The organism is Halomonas sp. HG01 (genome assembly GCF_000968715.2).
GTDB classification, from domain to species: domain Bacteria; phylum Pseudomonadota; class Gammaproteobacteria; order Pseudomonadales; family Halomonadaceae; genus Halomonas; species Halomonas halophila.
In genome coordinates this window covers 836,559-857,440 of record NZ_CP022134.1, presented here as the reverse complement: position 1 = coordinate 857,440, position 20,882 = coordinate 836,559, and the positions used below count along the sequence as shown (strand labels likewise).

The following is a 20,882-nucleotide window of genomic DNA, read 5'->3' as shown; positions in this document are numbered from 1 at the left end:
GAGACTCTGCCCTTTCGGGAGAGCGCTAACCTTCCCCTATCGGCCGACGCGAACATAACTGTACCCTGGACGACGACGAAATCCCCCCGGCCCCCTGGCCGGCGTGCATTCGCGGGACACGAACAGTAGACTAGGCGGGGCCGCCAGGGCGGCCCATGCCGTTTCGATACGGCATACCACCATCTCGACACTCGGAACGATTCAGTGACCAAGCAACATTCCTTTGATCGCGAAGCACTGCTGGCATGCAGCCGTGGCGAGCTGTTCGGCCCCGGCAACGCCCAACTGCCGGCACCCAACATGCTGATGCTCGACCGCATCGCGCACATCCATGAAGAGGGTGGCGAACACGGCAAGGGCGAACTGATCGCCGAGCTGGATATCCACCCGGACCTGTGGTTCTTCGACTGCCACTTCCCCGGCGATCCGGTGATGCCGGGCTGCCTGGGCCTCGATGCCATGTGGCAGCTGGTCGGCTTCTATCTGGGCTGGCTGGGTCACCCGGGCCGCGGGCGCGCCCTGGGCTGCGGCGAGGTCAAGTTCAGCGGCCAGATCCTGCCGGATGCCGAGAAGGTGACCTACCGCATCAACATCAAGCGCATCATCACCCGGCGCCTGATTCTGGGCATCGCCGACGGCACCGTGTCCGTCGACGGCCGCGACATCTATCAGGCCAACGACCTGCGGGTCGGCCTGTTCACCTCCACCGCGAATTTCTGATCAGGAGGCTCCCATGCGACGAGTGGTAGTCACCGGCCTGGGCATCGTGTCCTGCCTGGGCAACGACGCAACACAGGTTCTCGACGCCCTGCGCACCGGGCGCTCAGGCATTCGCTTCAAGGATGAATACGCCGAGCTCGGCTTCCGCAGCCAGGTCGCCGGCGTCGTCGATATCGATCTCGACGCCCTGGTCGATCGCAAGCTGCGCCGCTTCATGGGCGACGCCGCGGCCTATGCCTATGTGAGCATGGCCCAGGCGGTCGAGGATTCCGGCCTCTCTCCGGAGCAGGTCTCCAACGAGCGCACCGGCCTGATCGCCGGCTCCGGCGGCGCCTCCAGCGCCAACCAGGTCGAGGCCGCCGACGTCATGCGCCAGAAGGGCCTGCGCCGCGTGGGCCCGTATCGGGTCACCCGCACCATGGGCAGCACCGTGTCGGCCTGCCTGGCGACGCCATTCAAGATCAAGGGCGTGAACTACTCCATCTCCTCCGCCTGCGCCACCTCGGCGCACTGCATCGGCAGCGCCATGGAGCAGATCCAGCTGGGCAAGCAGGACGTGGTCTTCGCCGGCGGCGGCGAGGAGGAACACTGGACGCTGTCCTGCCTGTTCGACGCCATGGGCGCGCTCTCGACCCACTACAACGAGACGCCGGACAAGGCCTCCCGACCCTATGACCAGGCCCGCGATGGCTTCGTCATCGCCGGCGGCGGCGGCATGCTGGTGCTCGAGGAGCTGGAACACGCCAAGGCCCGCGGCGCCAAGATATACGCCGAGCTGGTCGGCTACGGCGCCACCTCCGACGGCCACGACATGGTCGCCCCGTCCGGCGAGGGCGCGGTGCGCTGCATGCGCCAGGCCATGGCCACCGTCGACGGCGACATCGACTACATCAATACTCACGGCACCTCCACGCCGGTCGGCGACGTCGCCGAGCTGAAAGCGGTGCGCGAGGTGTTCGGCGATTCCACGCCGGCAATGAGCTCGACCAAGTCGCTGACCGGCCACTCGCTGGGCGCCACCGGCGTGCAGGAAGCGATCTACTCGCTGCTGATGATGGAGAACGACTTCATCGCCGCCTCCGCCAACGTCGAGGACCTCGACGAGCAGGCCGACGGCTTCGACATCGTCACCGAGCGCCGCGAGGCCAAGGTCGAGCGCGTGCTGTCCAACAGCTTCGGCTTCGGCGGCACCAACGCCTGCCTGGTGCTGGAGAAGTATCGCGGCTGACGGGGCCATCCCTGCCCGCGACGAAGGCACGACTGAAATGAAGAGAGGCGCCCCGCGGGGCGCCTCTCTTTTTTGCCTCATGCCTGTCGACTCGCCGCCTCGCCGGGCGATCGCGCCGGCAACGAACGGGCTCAGCTCGCCGCCGTCTCCCGGGCGCCGGCCTCGGCGCTGTCGTCGCGGGGCCGAGGCACCTCGGAGATCTCCGCCAGCTGCGCCTCGATCCAGGCCTCGGTCTCGGCCAGCACCTCTTCCGGTCTGCGGCCGACGGTCTCGATCGGCTCGCCCACCACCAGCGTCAGTCGCCCCGGGTGCTTGACCCAGTGGCGGCCCGGCCAGCGCTCGCCGGCATTGTGCGCCACCGGCACCACCGGCTTGCCGGCGCGGCAGGCGATCACCGCTCCGCTCTTGTTGTAGCGGCGGCGCTGGCCCGGCTCGACCCGGGTGCCCTCGGGAAAGATCAGCACCGAGAGCCCTTCCTCGAGCCGGGTCTTGCCCTGGGTCAGCACCTGCTTCATGGCCCGGGCCGGCTTGGAGCGGTCCAGGGCGATGGGATGCAGCAGCCGGAGCCCCCAGCCGAAGATCGGGATGTTGAGCAGCTCCTTCTTGAGCACCGTGCACACCGGCGGCTTGAGCAGCTGCAGGTAGACGGTCTCCCATTCGCACTGATGATTGGACAGCAGCACGCAGGGGCCGTCGGGCAGCCGCTCGCGGCCGCGGATCTCGTAGCGAACCCCGCAGGCGATCCGGAACCAGGCGATGATGAAGTGGTTGTAGAGGTTGAGCAGGCGATAGCGCGAGCGCAGCGGCAGCAGCGGCGCCGGCGGCAGGAACAGCACGCCGCAGACCAGCATGGCCATCAGGTAACCGATATAGAAGATGATGCTGCGGATCACGCTCATGTCTCGCGGGTCTCCTCGACGGGTCGGGCATCGTCGCCGCGCGCCAGGCACCAGACATCGAGCATGCGCCCCACCTCGAGCCGCCAGGGCTTCTGGTGGACACCGAAGACATCGAGGACTCGCCGGCAGTTCAGCACCCGGCGCAGCGGCTGATCGTGGTGGTGGCTGAGCGCCTTGACGCCCCCCAGGGCGAGGGTCTCACCGCGCCCCTCGAGGCGCGTGGCCAGCTGGGTACGCACCATCGACACGAAGGTGTAGGCGCTGACCGGCTCGGTGCCGGCCAGATGATAGCTGCCCCAGGCATCGGCGCCGCAGCCCTGCTGCTGGAGCATGCCGATCAGCGCCATGGCCACCGAGTCGGCGGAGGTCGGGCAGAAGATGACGTCGTCCTCGGCGCGCAGCTCGTTGCCGCCGACCAGGGTGTCGAGCAGCTCGCCCAGCCAGGCGTGGGTGCCTTCCAGGGCGAACAGCGGCCCCAGGCGCACGATCAGGTGACGCGGCAGCTCGGCGCGGATGCGCTCGCCGGTGGCGACCAGGCGCCGCAGCCCTTCGTCGCGGGGGGCGGGCACGACATGCTCGTCGATGGGCTCCTCGAGCCCGTCCTCGTAGAGCTGGTCGGACACGCACCAGACCATCGGCACCTCGCGCTCGCGACAGGCCGTCAGGCAGGCCTCCACCGCTTCGGCGTGGGCGGTCACGGCGGCCGGCGCATCGGTGATCGGCCGCGACAGCGGCGGGATCAGCAGCGCATCGGGGCGCAGCGCGTCGAGCCGCTCCGCCGACAGCGACAGGCCGGGCTCAATGACCAGCTCCACGTCGGTGCGGCGATTGGCCTCGCGTGCCATGGCGAGGCTCAGACAGTGTCCGGCGTCCAGGATCAGCAGCTTCACGATGACTCCTAGGGGCTGGGCGTCGGGATCGCAGCGACCACGACTCACCAGACGGCGACAATCTTGGGAACCACGACGCGAGGGGCATCCTGAAACAGGACGCCCCTCGCGTCGGCCATCGCGCCACTATACCATTACCGCCCGCCGTCATGGCAGCCGCGGCCGTGTCGCCAGCGGAAGATCGTCGCCGAGGCGACAGCCGAGTCGCGTTGCCGGGCATGCCCTTATGCGGCCGGCTCCCCTGGAAGATTCGAATGGCCCCGTCCGAGGACCGCGGCCAGGTTGCGCCGCAAACGGAAACCGGCCGTCGCGGCGCCGCCCCTCACAGCAGCCAGTCGATCGGCAGCACCGAGATGAACCGCACCCAGGCCCGCCGCAACGCCCCGACGTTGGGCTCGCTGTCGTGACGGATCATGCCCGCGTCGGTGCGTTCCAGCCACACCAGGTCGCCGCCCTCGTCGAGACGCACCTCGTAGGCATTGGCGGGGATGTCGTCGCGGAAGAACGCCGTCATCTCGCGAGCGAGCTCGGGGCTCTCGATGACGAAGCCGAGCTCGGTATTCAGGTCCGCGGAGCGCGGGTCGAAGTTGAAGGAGCCGACGAACAGCCGCTCCTCGTCCACCGCGAAGGTCTTGGCGTGCAGGCTCGCGCCCTTGCTGCCGAAGGGCCCCGCCGCCTGGCTGCGCCCCGGGGCCCCGGGCTGGCGTTTGAGTTCGAACAGCCGTACCCCGGCCTCCAGCAGCTCGCGCCGATGCTTGGCATAGCCGGCGTGCACTGCGCCCACGTCGGTGGCCTCCAGGGCGTTGGTGAGGATGGTGACATCGACGCCGCTCGCCTCCAGGCCGGTGAACAGTCCGGTCCCGCGGTCCTCGGGCACGAAGTAGGGCGAGACCAGGTAGACCTCGTCCTCCGGCGGCCCCAGCAGGCCTCGGATGCGCCCGATCAGCAGCTCGTCGGCCCCGGCCTCGCCCAGCCCCTTGGCCGGATCGTCGCTGACCATCGTCGCCTCGGCCCAGACCAGGGGGAGCCGCCGCTCCCGCAGGCGCAGGATCAGCGGCTCCTCCTCCAGGGCCGCCAGGTAGTCCTGGGCCTCGGGCTCCGCCAGCAGCGCATCGAGCTCGTCCTCCAGCCGCGCAGTGCCCTCGCGCCCCACCGAGTCGATGAGGCGACTGACCGGATAGGCGGAGCGGCTGGCCCAGTAACGGTCGAAGTCCCCCGAGACGTCCTGCACCACCGGACCGATGGCGAGCACGTCCAGGTCGGAGAAGGCCACGTCCGTCGCCGCGCCGAAGTACTCGTCGCCGATGTTGCGACCGCCGATGATGGTGGCCTGGTTGTCCACGGTGAAGGACTTGTTGTGCATGCGCCGGTTGGCACGGGAGAAGTCGGTGATATAGCCCACGAAACGCGGCGAACGAATCACGAAGGGGTTGAACAGCCGGACCTCGATGTTGGCATGCGCGTCGAGCGCGGCCAGCGTGTCGTCCAGCCCGGCGGTGTTGGTGTCATCCAGCAGCATGCGCACCCGTACGCCGCGATCGGCCGCATCGAGCAGGGCCCGATGCAGTAGCGAGCCGGTGATGTCGTCGTGCCAGATGTAGTACTGCACGTCGAGGGTCTGCTCCGCCGAGCGCGCCAGCAACAGCCGGGCGGCGAAGGCATCACGGGCGTTGCGCAGGGCGTGGAAGCCGTTGGTATCGTCATGCTGCGCCACCAGCGGCGACACCATCTCGCCCAGCGAGGTGTCTCGGGCCTGCGCCACCGGCAGCTGCTGCGTCTCGCTTCGCCCCTCGAGGGGCGGCAGCGGGCTGCAGCCCGCCAGCCACAGCAGCATCGCCATGGCCAGCCAGAGACCGGACCGGCTTCGACGTCCCGGGAAAGATCGTGTCATGGGAAGGACTCCTGTCGTCACCTCTTCCCACCATAGCGGGTATCGACGGAGGCGGAATGCCCTGCGTCAACGCGCAGCTCCAACGCAGAAACGACGACGCCCTGCCGAGGCAGGGCGTCGTGAAGCAGCGTCGAGGCGCGTCCTTAGAACGGGATCTCGTCGTCGAAGTCGTCGAAGCTGCCCGGATCCGGGGCGCCGAAGTTGCCGCCCTGCTGCTGACCGCCGCCCTGGTTGGGCGCCGGCTGAGGAGCGGGACGCTGACCGCCCTGCTGCTGCCCGCCGAAGCCGCCGCCCTGCTGGGGCTGACCGCCCTGAGGCTGACCGTAGTTGCCACCCTGCTGCGGGCCGCCGAAGCCACCGCCCTGCTGCTGACCGCCCTGGGGCTGGCCGTAGTTGCCGCCCTGCTGACGGGGCTGGCCGCCGCCCATCTCGCCGCCACGCGAATCGAGCATCTGCATGTCGTTGGCGACGATCTCGGTGGAGTACTTGTCCTGGCCGTTCTGGTCCTGCCACTTGCGCGTCTGCAGGCGGCCCTCGACGTAGACCTTGCTGCCCTTGCGCAGGTACTGCTGGGCGATCTCGGCGGTCTTGTTGAACATCACCACCCGGTGCCACTCGGTGCGTTCCTGACGCTGGCCGCTCTGGCGATCCATCCAGGTATCGGTGGTGGCGAGGTTGAGGTTGGCCACGGCGGTGCCGGACGGGGTGAAGCGCACCTCGGGATCTTGTCCGAGGTTGCCGATGAGAATGACCTTGTTGACGCCACGGGCCATGGTTGACTCCTTGATTCTGTCGGAAGACGGGGCGCCGGACGACCCCGGGCGAAGGCCCCGGCCTTCCGGAACGCTCGAATGCATGTAGATTGACGCGCGGGCCACACCCGGCACGTGAAAGTCCGATCCCGATACTATACGCGACTTCCCGCCGCGACGCCGCCGGCGGGTCAGCGTGACCCGGTCAACGTGACCCGGTCAGCCGCGACAGGGCCTCGGTGTCCAGCCGCTCGCGGTCGACCTTGAGATAGGCCAGGCGCTCCTCGGGCACCACCAGCACGTCCTCGACCCCGGCGACCGCGGCGAAGCGCGCCATCAGGGCATCGAGGGCATCGTCCTGCTGCTCTTCGGCCAGCGCCACCACCTCGCTGGACAGGTGGCGCGGCGGGGTCATGCCGAGCATGAACACGAACCAGGCCAGGCCGATCACGGCCACGCCGAGGAACACCGCCGTCAGGCCGAAGTGCTGCGACAGGAAGCCGCCCAGCACGCCGCCAAGGAAGGCCCCGAGGAACTGGCTGGTGGAATACAGCCCCATGGCGGTGCCCTTGGCGCCGGCCGGCGCCAGCTTGCTGATCATCGACGGCAGCGTCGCCTCGAGCAGATTGAACGCCGTGAAGAAGGCGAACAGCCAACCCAGCAGCGGCGCCAGGCCGTGCCCCTCGAGGCCCAGCCCCAGCAGGCTGGCGACGATGGCGGCGATCGCCCCGAGGCACATCAGCTTCATCTTGCGCCGCTTCTCGGCGACGATGACCAGCGGCACCATGGCCACGAAGGACAGCCCCATCACGCCGAGATACACCAGGCCGTGCTGCGGCTCGGCGATGCCGGCCTCGATCAACCGGAACGGCACGGCGACGAAGATCGCCATCAGCACCAGGTGCAGGCCGAAGATGGAGGCGTTGAGCCGCCACAGGTCGAGGCGGCCGACGAGGCCCTTCAGCTGGCGGCGGTCCAGGCCCACGTCATGATGGCCGCGGCGCTGCGGCGCCCGGGGCACCAGCTTCCACAGCACGCCGAGCCCCAGCACCGCCAGGGCGGCGGTGAACCAGAACACACCGGACAGGCCGAAGTGTGCCGAGACCAGCGGCCCCAGCACCATGGCCACGCCGAAGGCCACGCCGATCGACAGGCCGATGGTGGCCATGGCCGCGGTGCGCACCTGCTCGCGGGTCTGGTCCGCCAGCAGCGCCATGATGGCGGCGGCCACGGCGCCGCTGCCCTGCAGACAGCGCCCGAGTATGACCCCGGCGATGTCGTCGGCCTGGGCCGCCACCACGCTGCCGATCAGGAACAGCAGCAGCCCGCCGGCGATCACCGGCTTGCGGCCGATGCGGTCTGACAGCACGCCGAAAGGGATCTGCAGTACCGCCTGGGTAAGGCCATAGATGCCGAGCGCGAAGCCGACCAGCAGCGGCGTGGCGCCGATCAGTTCCTCGGCCTTCAGGGCCAGGACGGGCAGCACCATGAACAGGCCGAGCATGCGCGTGGCATAGAGCCCGGCCAGGCCGACGATGGCCCGCCGCTCGGCGGCTAACAGCAAGCTGGCCTTGGACATAGCGATTCCAGTACTTCCAGAGGGAGGGCGCGGGGCCCGGATGGACCGCGTATTCTACCGCGTCGCCTCGGTACACGAAACGCCGCCTCCCCCCGGCGACTTTGCCGCGCTCCGGGCCGGGCCCGTATAATCGATCTTTTGCCGCGGCCCGCGAGGTAGGAATGGACAGGATTCTGGTCAGGGGTGCCCGTACCCACAACCTCAAGCAGATCGACGTCGAGCTGCCCCGGGACAAGCTGATCGTGGTCACCGGGTTGTCGGGCTCCGGCAAGTCGTCGCTGGCCTTCGACACCCTCTACGCCGAGGGCCAACGGCGCTACGTGGAATCGCTCTCCACCTACGCCCGGCAGTTCCTGTCGATGATGGAGAAGCCCGATGTCGACCACATCGAGGGCCTGTCGCCGGCGATCTCCATCGAGCAGAAGTCGACCTCCCACAACCCGCGCTCCACCGTGGGCACCATCACCGAGATCTACGACTACCTGCGCCTGCTGTTCGCCCGCGCCGGCACGCCCCGCTGCCCGGAGCACGGCGAGGACCTCGAGGCCCAGACCATCTCGCAGATGGTCGACCAGGTGACGGCACTGCCGGAAGGCAGTAAGCTGATGCTGCTGGCCCCGGTGGTCAGCGGCCGCAAGGGCGAGCACCTGCAGCTGCTGGCCGAACTGCGCGCCCAGGGCTTCGTGCGCGCCATGGTCGACGGCCAGGTGCTCGAACTCGACGACATCGCCCCGCTCGACAAGAACAAGAAACACGACATCAGCGTGGTGGTGGACCGCATCAAGGTCCGCGAGGGCCTGGAACAGCGCCTGGCCGAGTCCTTCGAGACCGCCCTGGGGCTGGCCGACGGCACCGCGCTGATCCACTTCATGGAAGGCGAGCGCGACGACATCGCCTTCTCGTCGCGCTTCGCCTGCCCGGTGTGCGGCTACTCGATCTCCGAGCTCGAGCCGCGCATGTTCTCGTTCAACAACCCGGCCGGCGCCTGCTCGAGCTGCGACGGCCTGGGCGTGCAGCAGTACTTCGATCCGGACAAGCTGATCAGCCATCCCGAGCTGTCGCTGGCCGAGGGCGTGATCAAGGGCTGGGACCGGCGCAGCGTCTACTACTTCAACCAGCTGCAGGCGGTGGCGGACCATTACCGCTTCACCCTGGAGACGCCCTGGCAGGACCTCGCCCGCCACGAGCGCGAGGTCATCCTGCACGGCAGCGGCAGCGACGACATCGCCTTCCACTACGTCAACGACCGTGGCCGCAAGGTCACCCGCGAGCACCCCTTCGAAGGCGTGCTGCCCAACATGCAGCGCCGCTATCGCGAGACCGAATCCAGCTCGGTGCGCGAGGAGCTGGCCCGTCACATCGCCGTGCAGCCCTGCCCGACCTGCCACGGCTCGCGGCTGCGCAAGGAATCGCGCCACGTCTACATCGACGACCGGACCCTGCCCGACGTGGTGCGCCTGCCGATCGGCGAGGGGCTGTCCTACTTCCAGGCCCTGACGCTGCCGGGCCGCAAGGGCGAGATCGCCGAGAAGATCCTCAACGAGATCCGCGCGCGCCTCGAGTTCCTGGTCAACGTCGGGCTCGACTACCTCAACCTCGAGCGTAGCGCCGAGACCCTGTCCGGCGGCGAGGCCCAGCGCATCCGCCTGGCCAGCCAGATCGGGGCCGGCCTGGTCGGGGTGATGTATATCCTCGACGAGCCCTCCATCGGCCTGCACCAGCGCGACAACGACCGCCTGCTCCATACCCTCGAGCACCTGCGCGACCTGGGCAACACCGTGATCGTGGTCGAGCACGACGAGGACGCCATCCGCGCCGCCGACCACGTGCTCGACATCGGCCCCGGCGCCGGCGTCCACGGCGGCCGGGTGGTGGCCGAGGGCACGCCGGAGCAGGTCATGGCCACGCCGGACTCGCTGACCGGCCAGTACCTGTCCGGCGAGAGGCGCATCGAGGTGCCGCCCTGGCGCATCCCCGGCAACCCGGAGAAGCAGGTGGTCCTGCACGGCGCCCGAGGCAACAACCTGCAGGACGTGACCCTGAGTCTGCCGCTGGGGCTGTTCGTGTGCGTGACCGGGGTCTCCGGTTCCGGCAAGTCGACGCTGATCAACACGACGCTGATGCCGATCGCCGCCCGCGAGCTGAATCGCGCCACGGCGCTGAGCCCGGCGGCCCACGACCGCATCGAGGGCCTCGAGCACCTGGACAAGGTGATCGATATCGACCAGAGCCCGATCGGGCGTACGCCGCGCTCCAATCCGGCCACCTACACCGGCATCTTCACGCCGATCCGCGAGCTGTTCGCCGGCACCCAGGAGGCACGCTCCCGCGGCTACAAGCCCGGGCGCTTCTCGTTCAACGTCAAGGGCGGGCGCTGCGAGGCCTGCCAGGGCGAGGGCATGATCAAGGTGGAGATGCACTTCCTGCCGGACATCTACGTGCCCTGCGACGTGTGCAAGGGCAAGCGCTACAACCGCGAGACCCTCGAGGTGCAGTACAAGGGCAAGAGCATCGACGAGGTGCTGGAGATGACCGTGGAGGAGGCGCTGGAGTTCTTCAGCCCGGTGCCGGCCATCGCCCGCCGCCTGCAGACGCTGATGGACGTGGGCCTGTCCTACATCCGCCTGGGCCAGAGCGCCACCACGCTGTCCGGTGGCGAGGCCCAGCGCGTCAAGCTGGCCCGGGAGCTGGCCAAGCGTGACACCGGCAAGACGCTCTACATCCTCGACGAGCCCACCACCGGCCTGCACTTCGAGGACATCCGCCAGCTGCTGACGGTGCTCCACCGGCTGCGTGACCACGGCAACACCATCGTGGTCATCGAGCACAACCTCGACGTGATCAAGACCGCCGACTGGCTGATCGACCTCGGCCCCGAGGGCGGCTCCGGCGGCGGGCGCATCATCGCCGAGGGCACCCCGGAACAGGTCGCACGCCAGGAGATCTCCCACACCGGGCGCTTCCTCCAGCCGCTGCTGGAGCGGGCGGCGGCCACCTCGCGAGACACCACGCCCGCCTGATCCCCACCGTTCGCCGCCGGTCGGAACGATCGGCGGCGAACGAGGCAGAATCTGCTAGCTTTTCCAGAGACGAACCTCGTCCCCTTCCGCCTCTGGAGACCGCCCATGCCTCTCGCCACCTCCCGCATACCCGCCTCGACCACCACATGCATGCTGGGCGGCACGGTGCTATGCCTGGCGCTGGCGACGCCTCAGGCCCAGGCCGACGAGACCACGGCCTCGCTCTACCTGTGGGGCACCGACGTCGACCAGACGCTGGAGGGCGGCACGCGCCTCGAGACCAGCCGCCAGACGGTGATGGAGAACCTGGAGTTCGGCCTGATGGGCACCCTGGTGCATCGCCGCGGCCCCTGGCTCTACGGCTTCGACGGCCTCTACGCCGATATCGGCAAGGACGGCGACGTCGACGTGCCGGTGGAAAGCGAGGAACCCGACGGACCGGACGCCATCGAAGCGGCGCTGGACTTCACCACCAGGACGACCATGGCTCACGCCTTCGTCGGCCATGAGTGGTACCGCGACGCCAACTGGTCCGTCTACGGCACAGGCGGCATCCGCTACACGCGCTTCGATACCGACCTGACCGTGGAAACCGACGATGGGGCCCGGCGCTTCGATACCGAGGACAACCTGACCGACGCTACTTTCGGCCTGCGCGGGCACTACAGCTTCACGCCCCGCTGGTCCACGCCCTTCATCGTGGACGTCGGTACCGGCAGCACCGAGATCAGCCTGCAGGCCTTCACCGCCGCCGAGTACGCCTGGGGAGCCAGCAGCGTGACCGCAGGCTATCGCTACATGAAGTGGCGGCTCGACGACAGCGACTTCCTCGAGGAAGTCATCTACGAGGGACCGGTGGTGGCCTACAGCTATCGCTTCTGATCCGCCGGCGACACCACGCCACCCCGCACGGGGCGACATAAAAAAACCGGCTCCCTGAGGGAGCCGGTTTCGTGTCGGACCTGGAGGTCGCGCGCGAGGATCACTCCTCGGCGGCGTCCTCGACGACCGGACGGTCGACCAGTTCGACGTAGGCCATGGGGGCGTTGTCGCCAGTGCGGAAACCGCACTTGAGCACACGGACGTAACCGCCCGGGCGATTGGCGTAACGCGGACCCAGCTCGTTGAAGAGCTTGCCGACCGCTTCCTTCGAGCGGGTGCGGCTGAAGGCCAGACGACGGTTGGCGACGCTGTCCTGCTTGGCCAGGGTGATGAGCGGCTCGATGTGACGACGCAGCTCTTTGGCCTTGGGCAGGGTTGTCTTGATCACCTCGTGCTCGACCAGCGACACGCTCATGTTCTTGAACATGGCCTGGCGGTGCGAGCTGGTGCGATTCAGATGACGACCACTCTTACGATGACGCATGGTTGTGATTCCTTACCAAACTGGGACTCGAGTCGACGCTCACGCGGAGGCCTTGTCGTCCTTCAGGCTAGCGGGCGGCCAATTTTCCAGCCGCATACCCAGGGACAGACCACGGGCGGCCAACACGTCCTTGATCTCGTTCAGGGACTTCTTGCCGAGATTCGGGGTCTTCAGCAGCTCCACCTCGGTGCGCTGGATCAGGTCCCCGATGTAGTAGATGTTCTCGGCCTTCAGGCAGTTGGCGCTGCGGACGGTCAACTCGAGATCGTCTACGGGGCGCAGCAGGATCGGATCGATGTGATCCTCTTCCTCTTCCACTTCCTGTTCCTTGTCGGCTTCCAGGTCGACGAACGCGGCCAGCTGCTCTTGCAGGATAGTCGCGCTGCGACGGATCGCCTCTTCAGGATCCAGGGTGCCGTCGGTTTCCAGATTGAGAATCAGCTTGTCGAGGTCGGTGCGCTGTTCGACACGCGCGGCCTCGACGGTGTAGGAAACCCGACGCACGGGGCTGAAGGTCGCATCCAGCTGCAGACGGCCGATGGCACGAGACTCGTCGTCGGCTTCGCCACGGACGTCCGCCGGCTCGTAGCCGCGGCCGCGGGCCACCTTGAGCTGCATCTTCAGCTCGGCGCCCTCGTTGACGTGTGCGATGACGTGCTCGGGGTTGACGATCTCGACGTCGTGGTCGAGAGCGATGTCACCCGCGGTCACGATGGCCGGGCCCTGCTTGTTCAGCGAGAGCACCGCCTCGTCGCGGCTGTGCATCTTGATCGCCACGTCCTTGAGGTTCAGGAGGATTTCGATGACATCTTCCTGGACGCCCTCGATCGCGCTGTACTCGTGATCGACACCGGCGATCTCGGCCTCCACCACGGCACAGCCGGGCATGGACGAGAGCAGGATACGACGCAGAGCGTTGCCCAGAGTGTGGCCGAAGCCACGCTCGAAGGGTTCGAGCACGATCTTTGCGTGGTGCGCGTTGATCTCTTCGACCTTGATGTCGCGAGGACGGAGAAACTCTGTCACTGAACGCTGCATGATGAATACCTTTCAGGCTGCCAAACGGATACTCGGTACTGAAGGCCGCCCACCCCGCGGGGAGGGCGGCGCGGCGATCGCCGCTTACTTCGAGTACAGCTCGACGATCAGTTGCTCATTGATGTCGGCAGACAGGTCACCGCGTTCAGGCAGAGCCTTGAAAGTGCCTTCCATCTTCTTGGCATCGACCTCGACCCAGGCGACATCGCCACGGTTGGCGGCGATGCTCAGGGCGTTCTGGATACGCGCCTGGTTCTTGGCCTTCTCGCGGACGGAGACCACGTCACCCGGCTTGACCTGGTAGGACGCCACGTTGACGGTCTTGCCGTTGACGGCGATCGCCTTGTGGCTCACCAGCTGGCGGGCCTCGGAGCGAGTGGCGCCGTAGCCCATGCGATAGACGACGTTGTCCAGTCGGGATTCGAGAAGCTGCAGCAACAGCTCACCGGTCGCGCCCTTCAGACGGGCCGCTTCCTTGTAGTAGTTGCGGAACTGCTTCTCGAGCACGCCGTACATGCGGCGTACTTTCTGCTTCTCGCGAAGCTGCAAGCCGTAGTCGGAAATCCGCTGACGACGCTGGCCGTGCACACCCGGGATCTGCTCGGATTTGCACTTCTTCTCGAAGGGAGTGACACCGCTCTTCAGGAAGAGGTCGGTGCCTTCACGACGAGACAGTTTGCACTTCGGTCCAATATAACGAGCCATGAATCTGTCTCCTTAAACGCGGCGTTTCTTCGGCGGACGGCAGCCATTGTGCGGAATGGGCGTCGCGTCGGTGATGCTCTGCACGCGGAAGCCGGCGGCATTCAGTGCACGCACGGCGGATTCACGGCCCGGACCGGGGCCTTTGACCAGCACGTCGACGTTTTTCACACCATACTCGGCTGCAGCGGTCGCTGCACGTTCGCTTGCCACTTGAGCAGCGAACGGGGTGCTCTTGCGAGAACCACGAAAACCCGAACCACCGGCAGTCGCCCAGGAGAGGGCGTTGCCCTGGCGGTCTGTGATCGTAATGATCGTGTTGTTAAAAGAGGCGTGGATATGCGCGACGGCATCCACTACCTGCTTTTTAACCTTTTTACGGTTGCTACGCGGGTTAGCCATGTTGATGTCAATTCCTGTCGTTACGCAGAACGTGCGTGTTATTTGCGAATCGGCTTACGCGGACCCTTGCGGGTGCGCGCATTGGTCTTGGTCCGCTGACCCTTCAGCGGGAGACCACGACGATGACGCAGACCACGATAGCAACCCAGGTCCATGAGACGCTTGATGTTCAGCGTCACATCACGACGAAGATCGCCTTCAACGGTGTACTTACCGACTTCGGAACGCAGGGTGTCGACTTCGTCAGAAGACAGCTCCTGGATCTTGGTGGTCGGCGCAATGCCGGCCGCGACACAGATTTCCTGAGCGCGAGTGCGGCCAATCCCGAAGATATAGGTCAGCGAGATCGCCGCATGCTTGTTGTCCGGGATATTGACGCCTGCAATACGGGCCATCAGCTTACTCCGAAATTTGAGCGGCTTGCTCGATTAGTCATCTACAAAAGGCGCAACAGCATACCCCTTCACCCTGCAAAGGGCAAGGGGCATGCCGGCACCCGGTTTAGTGCAGTATCAGGGATCAGCCCTGACGCTGCTTGTGCCGCGGCTCGCTGCAGATGACGCGCACGGCGCCATTGCGACGAATGATCTTGCAGTTACGGCACATTTTCTTCACGGAAGCTCGAACTTTCATCGTTCCTCTCCATTGTTGGCCCGCGTCGCGAGCCAACAATTCAGCTCGCGGCGCGCCAATTCACCAGCGGCGCACTCAGCGCGTGATGCCGCCGCTGCCGTAGCCTTTCAGGTTGGACTTCTTCATCACCGAATCGTACTGATGCGACATGAGATGCGACTGCACCTGGGCCATGAAGTCCATGATGACCACCACCACGATCAGCAACGAAGTACCGCCGAAGAAGAACGGTACGTTCCAGGCCACGATCAGGAACTGGGGCATCAGGGAAACAGCAGTGATGTAGAGGGCACCGAACAGGGTCAGACGGGTCATGACCTTGTCGACGTAGCGAGCGGTCTGCTCGCCGGGGCGGATGCCCGGAAGGAAGGCCCCCGACTTCTTGAGGTTGTCGGCGACGTCCTTGGGATTGAAGACCAGCGCTGTGTAAAAGAAGCAGAAGAATACCACCGCTGCCGCGAAAAGCAAGATGTACAGCGGCTGACCCGGGCCAAGAGCCTGGGATGCACGCTGCAGCCACTCCATGCCGTCCCCGGCACCGACCCACTGACCCAGCGAAGCCGGGAACAGCAGGATGCTCGAGGCGAAGATCGCCGGAATCACGCCCGCCATGTTGACCTTGAGCGGCAGGTAGCTGCTCTGGCCGGCGTACATCTTGTTGCCGACCTGGCGACGCGGATAGTTCACCGTGATGCGGCGTTGGCCGCGCTCGATGAACACCACGAAGGCCACGGTGGCGATGCCCAGAAGGGACAAGGCCAGCAGCGGCAGCACGTTCCATGCGCCTTCATTACGGGCCAGTTCGAAGGCCTGGCCCACGGCCCCCGGCAGACCGGCGACGATCCCCGCGAAGATCAGCAGCGAGATGCCGTTGCCGATGCCCTTCTCGGTGATCTGCTCGCCCAGCCACATCATGAACACCGCCCCGCACACGAAGGTGACGACGGCGGTGAAATAGAAGCTGAAGTCGGCCGTGTAGGCGATACCCTGGCTCGCCAGGCCCACGGACATGCCGATGGCCTGGACCAGAGCCAGCAGTACGGTGCCGTAGCGGGTGTACTGGCTGATCTTGCGACGACCGGCCTCGCCTTCCTTCTTCAGCTGCTCCAGCTGAGGCGAGACGGCGGTCAGCAGCTGCATGATGATCGACGCGGAGATGTACGGCATGATGCCGAGCGCGAAGATGCTCATGCGTTCCAGGGCACCGCCCGAGAACATGTTGAACATGCCCAGGATGGTGCCCTGCTGCTCCCTGAACAAGGCAGCAAGCTGGTCAGGATTGATACCGGGAACGGGAATGTGGGCACCGATACGGTAGACCACGATGGCGAGGAGCACGAAGCGCAGACGCGCCCAGAGTTCACTCAGACCGCTGCCCATCGCCGGCATGTTTCCTGACTTGGCCATTTAGTCCTCTACCTTACCGCCGGCGGCTTCGATCGCGGCACGGGCACCCTTGGTGACCTTGAGGCCGCGGACGGTAACCGCCTTGTTCAGTTCGCCGGAAAGGATCACCTTGGCATACTGGGTGGCATCCTTCAGCACGTTGGCCTGCTTCAGGGTGTCCAGAGTGACTTCGTCACCCTCGACCCGGCCGAGTTCGGCCAGGCGGACTTCCTGGGAGACCAGCGACTTCGCGGAAGTGAAACCGAACTTCGGCAGACGACGCTGCAGCGGCATCTGACCGCCTTCGAAGCCGGGCTTCACGCTGCCGCCGCTGCGCGACTTCAGGCCCTTGTGGCCACGACCGCCGGTCTTGCCCAGACCGGAGCCGATGCCACGACCGACGCGCTTTTCGGCGTGCTTGGAGCCCGGTGCCGGGCTCAGGCTATTGAGTTTCATGGATTACTCTCCCTCAACACGCACAAGGTAGTTGACCTTGTGGATCATGCCGCGAACGGCAGGGGTGTCTTCCAGTTCGACCGTGTGACCGATGCGACGCAGGCCGAGGCCCTTCATGGTGGCCTTGTGCTTGGCCAGCACGCCGATGGTGCTGCGGGTCTGGGTAACCTTGATCGTAGCTGCCATGGTACTCACCCCGTGATCGCTTCGACAGACAGACCGCGCTTGGCGGCCACGTCTTCCGGAGAGCGCTGGGCGGTCAGACCGTTGACGGTCGCACGCACCACGTTCACCGGATTGGTGGAGCCGTAGCACTTGGCCAGGACGTCATGGACGCCGGCCAGCTCGAGCACGGAGCGCATGGCGCCGCCGGCGATGATACCGGTACCTTCGGAAGCCGGCTGCATGTACACCTTGGAGGCACCGTGACGGGCCTTGACGGCGTACTGCAGAGTGCCACCTTTCAGGTTGACCTTGACCATGTTGCGACGCGCCTGGTCCATGGCCTTCTGGATCGCGACCGGCACTTCACGCGCCTTGCCACGACCGAAGCCAACACGACCGTTACCGTCGCCGACGACGGTCAGGGCGGTGAAGCCGAAGATCCGGCCACCCTTGACCACCTTGGCGACACGGTTGACCTGCACGAGCTTTTCCTGCAGATCGCCGCTTTGCTGTTCGTTCTTCGCCATCGTAAAACCCTTTAGAATTCCAGGCCGCCTTCACGAGCGGCGTCGGCCAGGGCCTTGACACGACCGTGGTACTTGAAACCGGCACGGTCGAAGGCCACCTGGGTGATGCCTGCCTGTTTGGCCCGTTCGGCAATCAGCGCGCCGACCTTGGTGGCGGCGTCGACGTTACCGGTCGCACCCTCGCGCAGGGCCTTGTCCAGCGTGGAAGCGCTGGCCAGGACCTTGCCACCATCCGGCGAGATGATCTGCGCGTAGATGTGGCGCGGGGTACGGTTGACGCACAGGCGATACACGCCCAGCTCGCGGATCTTGGCGCGAGCGCGGCGGGCACGACGGAGACGAGATTCTTTCTTCGCGTTCATAACCCTGCCTTACTTCTTCTTGGCTTCTTTGCGGCGGACTTGTTCGTCGCCGTACCGGATACCCTTGCCCTTATAGGGCTCGGGCGGACGGTAAGCGCGAATTTCCGCGGCAACCTGGCCGAGCTTCTGCTTGTCCGCGCTCTTCAGCACGATAGTGGTGTTCTTCGGCGTTTCCGCCACGACACCTTCAGGCAGTTCGTAGTCGACCGGGTGTGAGAAGCCCAGTGTCAGGTTCAGCGTCTGGCCCTTGGCCTGGGCACGATAACCGACGCCATTAATTTCGAGGGTCTTGGTGAAGCCCTCGGAAACACCGGTGACCAGGTTCTGAACCAGGGCACGGGTGGTGCCGACCATCGCCCAGCTCTTGGCGGACTCGCTCGGCTGGAAGGTCACCTGACCTTCCTCATGAGCGATCGCCACGTCGGGGTGAACGGTCATGGACAGCGCGCCCTGGCTGCCCTTGACGGACAGCTGGTCGCCGTCGAGCTTGAGCTCGACGCCGGCGGGCACTTTAACCGGATATTTGGCTACGCGTGACATTCCAAACTCCTAGAATACGGTGCAGATGACTTCACCACCGACACCGGCCTGACGGGCCGCGCGGTCGGTCATCACACCATTGGAGGTGGTGACGATCGCGATACCCAGGCCATCGGCAACCTTGGGCAGGGAGTCCTTGCCCTTGTAGCTGCGCAGAGACGGCTTGGAAGCCCGTTGCAGATGTTCGATGACCGGCTTGCCTTCGAAGTACTTGAGGGTCACGGTCAGCGACGGCTTGGCCTCGTCGCTGACGGCGTAGTCCGTGACATAACCCTCTTCCTTCAGCACGCGGGCCACCTCGACCTTGAGCTTGGAGGACGGCATGGAAACCGTCTCCTTGGTGGCCATCTGCGCATTGCGGATACGGGTGAACATATCCGCCAGAGTGTCTTGCATGCTCATTTACGTTGCGCTCCTGATGATTCTACGTGACGTTACCAGCTGGACTTCTTGAGTCCGGGCACATCGCCACGCATGGCGGCTTCACGCAGCTTGTTGCGGCCGAGGCCGAACTTGTTGTAGTAGCCGTGCGGACGGCCAGTGACGCGGCAGCGGTTGCGCTGGCGCACCGGGCTGGAGTCACGCGGCAGCTGCTGCAGCTTGAGCTGCGCTTCGAAGCGCTCTTCGTCAGAAGCGTTCACGTCCTGGATGATCGCCTTGAGCTCGGCGCGCTTGGCGGCATACTTCTCCACCAGCTCGGCGCGCTTCGCCTCACGCTCTACCATGCTTTTCTTTGCCATGATCCCACCCTTATTTCTTGAACGGGAAGTTCAATGCGCTCAGCAGCGCACGACCTTCTTCATCGGTGTTGGCGGTGGTGGTGATGGTGACATCCAGACCACGGATCCGGTCGATCTTATCATACTCGATCTCCGGGAAGATGATCTGCTCACGCACCCCCATGGAATAGTTGCCACGACCGTCGAAGGACTTCGGGTTGAGACCACGGAAGTCACGAACGCGGGGGATCGCGATATTCACCAGGCGATCGAGGAAGTCCCACATGCGCTCGGAGCGCAGGGTCACCTTGATCCCGATCGGCCAGCCTTCACGCACCTTGAAGCCCGCGATGGACTTGCGCGCCTTGGTCACCAGCGGCTTTTGACCGGAGAGCTTCTCCAGGTCACCGATGGCGTTGTCGATCAGCTTCTTGTCGCTGGTCGCTTCGCCGATGCCCATGTTCAGGGTCACCTTGGTGATCCGGGGCACCTGCATCACGTTGGCGTAGCTGAACTGCTCTTGCAGCTTAGCCATCACCTCGTTCTGATAACGTTCTTTCAAGTTCGCCATTTTGCTACCCGACTCGCGTTAGGCGTCGATCTGCGCTTGCGTCGACTTGTAGATACGTACCTTGGTACCGTCTTCCTGAACCTGGACGCCGACGCGATCTGCCTTACCGGTCTCCTGGTTGAAGATGGCCACGTTGGACGCGTGAATCGGAGCCTCGCGCTCGACGATACCGCCCTGATTACCCGCCATGGGATTGGGCTTGGTGTGACGCTTGATCATGTTCACACCGGACACGATGTAGCGGTCGTCCTTGAGGACGCGCTTCACGGTGCCACGCTTGCCCTTGTCCTTCCCGGCGATGACGACGACTTCGTCGTCACGTTTGATCTTTTGCATATCCGCCTCGCTCCTTACAGCACTTCAGGCGCCAAGGAAATGATCTTCATGAACTTCTCTGTGCGAAGCTCACGGGTCACCGGACCGAAGATCCGGGTACCAATCGGCTGTTCGTTGGTGTTGTTCAACAGAACCGCCGCATTTCCATCGAAGCGGATCAGCGAACCGTCGTTACGACGGACGCCGCTACGGGTGCGAACGACCACCGCTTTGAGGACCTGGCCTTTCTTGACCTTGCCACGCGGGATGGCTTCTTTCACCGTGACTTTGATGACGTCGCCGACGCGGGCGTAACGGCGGTGTGAACCGCCGAGCACCTTGATGCACTGCACCCGGCGCGCCCCGCTGTTGTCGGCGACATCCAGCATTGTCTGAGTCTGAATCATCGGTTTTCTCCAAACCTAAACTGACTGCACTGGTTCGACTGGCGTTTGCCGATCAACCCTTGGCCTGTTCGAGAACTTCGACCAGGGTCCAGGCCTTCTTCTTGGACAGCGGACGACTCTCCTCGATGGAGACCGTATCACCGGCCTTGGCCTGGTTCGCCTCGTCATGGGCGTGCAGCTTGGTGGAGCGCTTGACGTACTTGCCGTAGATCGGGTGGCGCTCACGACGCTCGATCATCACAACGATGGACTTGTCCATCTTGTCGCTCACCACCTTGCCGGTGAGCGTACGGGCTTTTTTCTCTTCGGCCATC

At 65.5% G+C, this 20,882-nt stretch carries 27 protein-coding genes; 4 read left to right on the top strand and 23 right to left on the bottom strand.

What is annotated here, in order from left to right; genetic code table 11:
* The first annotated feature begins 204 nt into the window (after positions 1-204).
* Positions 205-720, top strand: coding sequence for a 3-hydroxyacyl-[acyl-carrier-protein] dehydratase FabA (gene fabA / locus UN84_RS03910; RefSeq protein ID WP_035596409.1), 516 nt, complete (start codon positions 205-207; stop codon positions 718-720).
* Positions 721-733: 13 nt separating this feature from the next.
* The gene (gene fabB, locus UN84_RS03905; RefSeq protein WP_046077800.1) at positions 734-1,948 is read left to right on the top strand and encodes a beta-ketoacyl-ACP synthase I; all 1,215 of its coding nucleotides are present in this window, start codon (positions 734-736) and stop codon (positions 1,946-1,948) included.
* 131 nt (positions 1,949-2,079) lie between these two features.
* Here fabB and UN84_RS03900 read toward each other — a convergent pair whose 3' ends face one another.
* From UN84_RS03900 to UN84_RS03880, 5 genes are all read right to left on the bottom strand, one after another.
* Complete coding sequence (locus tag UN84_RS03900) at positions 2,080-2,847, bottom strand: lysophospholipid acyltransferase family protein (protein WP_046077801.1); 768 nt, start codon at positions 2,845-2,847, stop codon at positions 2,080-2,082.
* Positions 2,844-3,737 (bottom strand): sugar nucleotide-binding protein, encoded by an 894-nt coding sequence (locus UN84_RS03895; protein ID WP_035596401.1) that lies wholly within the window; start codon positions 3,735-3,737, stop codon positions 2,844-2,846. The genes UN84_RS03900 and UN84_RS03895 overlap by 4 nt, the downstream gene beginning before the upstream one ends.
* Before the next feature lie 322 nt (positions 3,738-4,059).
* Positions 4,060-5,628, bottom strand: a complete 1,569-nt coding sequence (locus UN84_RS03890) for a phospholipase D family protein (protein ID WP_202020709.1) — start codon at positions 5,626-5,628, stop codon at positions 4,060-4,062.
* A 143-nt stretch (positions 5,629-5,771) separates the two neighbouring features.
* The gene (gene ssb / locus UN84_RS03885; protein WP_046077804.1) at positions 5,772-6,401 is read right to left on the bottom strand and encodes a single-stranded DNA-binding protein; all 630 of its coding nucleotides are present in this window, start codon (positions 6,399-6,401) and stop codon (positions 5,772-5,774) included.
* A gap of 184 nt (positions 6,402-6,585) precedes the next feature.
* Positions 6,586-7,959, bottom strand: coding sequence for an MFS transporter (locus UN84_RS03880; RefSeq protein ID WP_046077805.1), 1,374 nt, complete (start codon positions 7,957-7,959; stop codon positions 6,586-6,588).
* Positions 7,960-8,120: 161 nt separating this feature from the next.
* On the opposite strand from UN84_RS03880, the gene uvrA reads away from it, so the two are divergent.
* Complete coding sequence (gene uvrA, locus UN84_RS03875; RefSeq protein WP_046077806.1) at positions 8,121-10,979, top strand: excinuclease ABC subunit UvrA; 2,859 nt, start codon at positions 8,121-8,123, stop codon at positions 10,977-10,979.
* 105 nt (positions 10,980-11,084) lie between these two features.
* Complete coding sequence (locus tag UN84_RS03870; protein ID WP_046077807.1) at positions 11,085-11,861, top strand: hypothetical protein; 777 nt, start codon at positions 11,085-11,087, stop codon at positions 11,859-11,861.
* Between the two features lie 100 nt (positions 11,862-11,961).
* On the opposite strand, the gene rplQ is transcribed toward UN84_RS03870, so the two are convergent.
* The 18 genes from rplQ to rpsQ form a co-directional block, all read right to left on the bottom strand.
* Positions 11,962-12,345 (bottom strand): 50S ribosomal protein L17, encoded by a 384-nt coding sequence (gene rplQ, locus UN84_RS03865; RefSeq protein WP_035596388.1) that lies wholly within the window; start codon positions 12,343-12,345, stop codon positions 11,962-11,964.
* Positions 12,346-12,384: 39 nt separating this feature from the next.
* Positions 12,385-13,383, bottom strand: coding sequence for a DNA-directed RNA polymerase subunit alpha (locus tag UN84_RS03860; RefSeq protein ID WP_035596385.1), 999 nt, complete (start codon positions 13,381-13,383; stop codon positions 12,385-12,387).
* Between the two features lie 84 nt (positions 13,384-13,467).
* Entirely contained in the window at positions 13,468-14,088 is a 621-nt protein-coding gene (gene rpsD / locus UN84_RS03855) for a 30S ribosomal protein S4 (RefSeq protein ID WP_016856398.1), read from the bottom strand.
* Positions 14,089-14,100: 12 nt separating this feature from the next.
* On the bottom strand, positions 14,101-14,487 hold the full coding sequence (gene rpsK, locus UN84_RS03850; RefSeq protein WP_013331014.1) for a 30S ribosomal protein S11: 387 nt from the start codon (positions 14,485-14,487) through the stop codon (positions 14,101-14,103).
* A 38-nt stretch (positions 14,488-14,525) separates the two neighbouring features.
* Entirely contained in the window at positions 14,526-14,882 is a 357-nt protein-coding gene (gene rpsM / locus UN84_RS03845; protein WP_016856399.1) for a 30S ribosomal protein S13, read from the bottom strand.
* A gap of 124 nt (positions 14,883-15,006) precedes the next feature.
* Positions 15,007-15,120, bottom strand: a complete 114-nt coding sequence (rpmJ, locus tag UN84_RS03840; RefSeq protein WP_008959154.1) for a 50S ribosomal protein L36 — start codon at positions 15,118-15,120, stop codon at positions 15,007-15,009.
* Positions 15,121-15,195: 75 nt separating this feature from the next.
* The gene (secY, locus tag UN84_RS03835; RefSeq protein WP_035596383.1) at positions 15,196-16,527 is read right to left on the bottom strand and encodes a preprotein translocase subunit SecY; all 1,332 of its coding nucleotides are present in this window, start codon (positions 16,525-16,527) and stop codon (positions 15,196-15,198) included.
* Positions 16,528-16,962, bottom strand: coding sequence for a 50S ribosomal protein L15 (rplO, locus tag UN84_RS03830; protein ID WP_016856402.1), 435 nt, complete (start codon positions 16,960-16,962; stop codon positions 16,528-16,530).
* 3 nt (positions 16,963-16,965) lie between these two features.
* A complete protein-coding gene (rpmD, locus tag UN84_RS03825; protein ID WP_016419098.1) occupies positions 16,966-17,148 on the bottom strand; it encodes a 50S ribosomal protein L30 in 183 nt (60 codons plus the stop codon).
* 5 nt (positions 17,149-17,153) lie between these two features.
* Positions 17,154-17,654 (bottom strand): 30S ribosomal protein S5, encoded by a 501-nt coding sequence (gene rpsE / locus UN84_RS03820; RefSeq protein ID WP_035596380.1) that lies wholly within the window; start codon positions 17,652-17,654, stop codon positions 17,154-17,156.
* Positions 17,655-17,665: 11 nt separating this feature from the next.
* Positions 17,666-18,016, bottom strand: coding sequence for a 50S ribosomal protein L18 (rplR, locus tag UN84_RS03815; protein ID WP_016856404.1), 351 nt, complete (start codon positions 18,014-18,016; stop codon positions 17,666-17,668).
* Between the two features lie 9 nt (positions 18,017-18,025).
* Positions 18,026-18,556: a 50S ribosomal protein L6 gene (gene rplF / locus UN84_RS03810; RefSeq protein WP_035596377.1), complete on the bottom strand. Its 531-nt coding sequence runs from the start codon at positions 18,554-18,556 to the stop codon at positions 18,026-18,028.
* A gap of 9 nt (positions 18,557-18,565) precedes the next feature.
* On the bottom strand, positions 18,566-18,958 hold the full coding sequence (gene rpsH, locus UN84_RS03805; protein WP_035596374.1) for a 30S ribosomal protein S8: 393 nt from the start codon (positions 18,956-18,958) through the stop codon (positions 18,566-18,568).
* Between the two features lie 32 nt (positions 18,959-18,990).
* Positions 18,991-19,296, bottom strand: coding sequence for a 30S ribosomal protein S14 (gene rpsN, locus UN84_RS03800; protein ID WP_046077808.1), 306 nt, complete (start codon positions 19,294-19,296; stop codon positions 18,991-18,993).
* Between the two features lie 10 nt (positions 19,297-19,306).
* Positions 19,307-19,846 (bottom strand): 50S ribosomal protein L5, encoded by a 540-nt coding sequence (gene rplE / locus UN84_RS03795; protein ID WP_035596369.1) that lies wholly within the window; start codon positions 19,844-19,846, stop codon positions 19,307-19,309.
* A gap of 18 nt (positions 19,847-19,864) precedes the next feature.
* Positions 19,865-20,182: a 50S ribosomal protein L24 gene (rplX, locus tag UN84_RS03790; RefSeq protein WP_035596367.1), complete on the bottom strand. Its 318-nt coding sequence runs from the start codon at positions 20,180-20,182 to the stop codon at positions 19,865-19,867.
* Between the two features lie 14 nt (positions 20,183-20,196).
* On the bottom strand, positions 20,197-20,568 hold the full coding sequence (gene rplN / locus UN84_RS03785) for a 50S ribosomal protein L14 (protein ID WP_016856410.1): 372 nt from the start codon (positions 20,566-20,568) through the stop codon (positions 20,197-20,199).
* Between the two features lie 52 nt (positions 20,569-20,620).
* Positions 20,621-20,881, bottom strand: coding sequence for a 30S ribosomal protein S17 (rpsQ, locus tag UN84_RS03780; RefSeq protein WP_035596363.1), 261 nt, complete (start codon positions 20,879-20,881; stop codon positions 20,621-20,623).
* Position 20,882: the final 1 nt, after the last annotated feature.